This is a genomic window from Streptomyces herbicida, from assembly GCF_032656585.1.
Taxonomy (GTDB): Bacteria; Actinomycetota; Actinomycetes; order Streptomycetales; family Streptomycetaceae; genus Streptomyces; species Streptomyces herbicida.
Map to the genome: position 1 here is coordinate 1 of NZ_JAUYWJ010000072.1, position 3,189 is coordinate 3,189.

Below are 3,189 nucleotides of genomic sequence, written 5' to 3' on the forward strand. Positions count from 1 at the left end.
ACCGTGCTCAGGGTGGCCGAGTTGGGAACGGCGATGGTCAGCCCGTCCGTGGGGGTGACCTGGAACGTGGTCACCCCGTCCCCCTGGTCCGGGGACGTGGCTGCTCCTGCGGGGCCACCTCCGACGGCGAGCAGGGTCGCGCTGGCGGTGTCGGTGGCGGTGTCGATCACTGACACGTTGTCGGAGCCGATGTTCGTGACGTAGGCCTTGGCGCCGTTCGCGGTGATGGCCACCCAGTTCGGGCCGGTGCCGATGTTGGTGGTGATGGTCGAGGAGACGGTGTCGGTGGTGGTGTTGATCACTGACACGCTGTTCGAGCCGTTATTGGTGACGTAGGCCTTGGCGCCGTTGGGGGTGACGGCCACCCCTCGGGGGGCAGTGCCCACGGCGATGGTGCTGCTGACGGTGTCGGTGCTGGTGTTGATCACTGACACGTTGTCGGAGCCGATGTTCGTGACGTAGGCCTTGGCGCCGTTGGGTGTGACGGCCACCGAGGAGGGTGTGGCGCCGACGGTGATGGTGGTGCTGACAGTGTCGGCTGCGGTGTTGATCACCGACACGGTGTTGTCGTTGAGGTTGGCAACGTAGGCCTTGGATCCGTCGGGGGTCACGGCCACCCCGATGGGAGTGTTGCCGACGGTGATGGTGGTGCTGACGGTGTCGGTGCCGGCGTTGATCACCGACACGGTGCCATCGGTGGCGTTGGCCACGTACGCTTTTGTGCCGTCAGGAGTGAAGGCCACTCCCTGGGGCCCGTCGCCTACGGCGATGGTGGCGCTCACCGTGTTGGTGGCGGTGTTGATCACCGAGACGTTGTCGGAGCCGTTGTTCGAGACATAGGCCTTGGTGCCGTTCGGAGCGATCGCGACCCATGTCGGATTGGTGCCGACGGTGATGGGTGTGGCGCCGACCGTGTCGTTCGTGGTGTCGATCACCGAAACGGTTCCATCGGTGTTATTGGCCACGTAGAGATAGTTCGATGGGTCGGCGGCTGCAGGAGGTGCGGCGACCATGGGCAGGACCAGTGAGGCCAGCGCCATCAAACCCACCACGGACCGCCGCCCGGCCGATACGGGCTTCCCCCTTCGCCGTCCGACCCATCTGCCGGACCGCTTTTCGGGGCGGTCACCCACTTCCGGCCGAAAGGCGCGATGTCCGAGCACGGAGACCTCCGCGTTCACGCTGAAGACGCCCGGATCCACCGTGGCGCCGAGATCATCTGCGATGACTCGAAGATCACTTTATGGACGCTGCTACTGCACTATTCCTAGCTGAAATAGCGTGTGTCGCCTTACTCATATATGAGTAATAAGTTCGCAATGCCCGCTGCGCCCTGGGGATCTCTGCCCGCGATCTGCGAAAACCGGAACGGGGGTGAGGACGACTGAGACATGGGGCAAGCGCTCCAAGCCCGAAGCGTGCCAGGGCGCTTGCGCTTGGGCATTGGCGTGAAGCCTTCGGCCCCTGGGGCGCGTTGGACGATTTCCATGTCGATGCCGAGGGTGGCGGCGTGCTCGACGAGGTGCCGGCGGTAGCCGCTGTCCCCCAGTCCGGTTCGCGGGGTGGGTAAAGCGCCCGGGGCGGCCAGAACGCGCAGCCGCGACGGGCAGGGGGGCGGCCTACGCGGCGGAAACGTGTTCCGCCCGTCGTCAACTCCAGAGAGGGAAAGGTGCGGCCCTTGCCACTGGCGTGAGCGAACTCGCCGGTCCAGGGCCGCAACGCACGCGGCTCACCTGGGAAATGCGAGGCCACCGGGCCGAGCAAGGTTGCCGGCCATCCGAGCGGTACCGGCAGCAACTCTGTTGCCTCTAATGCCTCTTTGATCGTCCATATGCCAGTTTCGTTTCCAGGTCCGCGGAGAGTGCGATGGTTATATTCCTAATATAGGAAGAGTCCGACACGTGCCATTTTTATTTTGCTTATTGCGGTAGCAATGCCCATAAATTGATCTTCGAGTCATCGCAGATGATCTCGGCGCCTTGGTGTGTGCGGGCGTCATCTCGTGAACGCGGAGGTCTCCGTGCTCGGATACCGGGCCTGTCGGCCCAATTTGGGTGGCCGCCCCGAAGGGCGGCTTGGGAGATGGTTCGGACGACGACGGAGGGGTGAACCGGTACCGGCTGGGCGACGGGCCGTGGTGGGACTGGTGGCCCTGGCCTCGCTGGCCTTGCCGCTGGCCGCTGCACCTCCCGCGGCGGCCGCGCCGTCGAACTTCCTCTATGTGGTCAATTCCGCCGACGGCACCGTTTCGGTGATCAACACTACGAACGACACTGTCGGCCCCACGCCCATCACCGTCGGCACCAATCCGACCTGGGTGGCGATGGTCCCGAACGGCACCAAGGCGTACGTCACGAACAATGGTTCGAACGACGTATCGGTGATCAACACCGCCACCAACACGGTCAGCACCACCTTCGCCGTCGGTAACGGCCCCCGAGGGGTGGCCGTCACCCCCGACGGCGCGAAGGCCTATGTCGTCAATACCACTGATGGCACCGTCTCGGTGGTCGACACCGCGACCGACAGTGTCACCGGCAGCCCCATCACCGTCGGCAATACTCCCATCGGGGTGGCCGTGACCCCCGACGGCACCAAGGCCTACGTCGCCAACCTCAATGGCAACAGCGTGTCGGTGATCAACACCGCGACCGACACTGTCAGCACCACCATCCCCGTGGGCAGTACTCCCTCCACGGTGGCCGTGGCTCCCAACGGCGCCAAGGCCTACGTCACGAACAACACTTCGAACGACGTGTCGGTGATCAACACCAGCACCGACACCGTCAGTTCCACCTTCGCCGTGGGCACCCAGCCCCGAGGGGTGGCCTTTGCTCCCAACGGCGCCAAGGCCTACGTCGCGAACTACGGCGACAACAACCTGTCGGTGATCAACACCACCACCGACGCGGTCTCCTCCACCATCACCACCAACATCGGCACCGGCCCGAGCGGCGTGGCCTTCACCGCGAAGGGCGACAAGGCATACGTCACGAACACCGACTCCAACAACGTGTCAGTGGTCGACACCGCCACCGACACGGCCAGCCCCACCCTGCTCGCCGTCGGCGGCGGTCCGCTGGGAGAGGCGGCCTCCCCGGACCAGGGGGACGGGGTGACCACGTTCCAGGTCACCCCCACGGACGGGCTGACCATCGCCGTTCCCAACTCGGCCACCCTGAGCACGGT

General features: G+C 65.1%; 2 protein-coding genes and 1 pseudogene. 1 reads left to right on the forward strand and 2 read right to left on the reverse strand.

The features are described from left to right. Together Q8A52_RS48715 and Q8A52_RS48720 are read right to left on the reverse strand one after the other, a co-directional pair. On the reverse strand, positions 1 to 1,040 hold a 1,040-nt coding region (locus Q8A52_RS48715), incomplete at its 3' end, for a beta-propeller fold lactonase family protein (RefSeq protein ID WP_316765133.1). A gap of 392 nt (positions 1,041 to 1,432) precedes the next feature. Next, positions 1,433 to 1,543: pseudogene (locus Q8A52_RS48720) on the reverse strand (IS5 family transposase); the annotation flags it as partial. Between the two features lie 591 nt (positions 1,544 to 2,134). Here Q8A52_RS48720 and Q8A52_RS48725 point away from each other — a divergent pair. Further along, positions 2,135 to 3,189 (forward strand): beta-propeller fold lactonase family protein (locus Q8A52_RS48725; protein WP_316765134.1); only part of this gene is annotated, 1,055 nt, incomplete at its 3' end.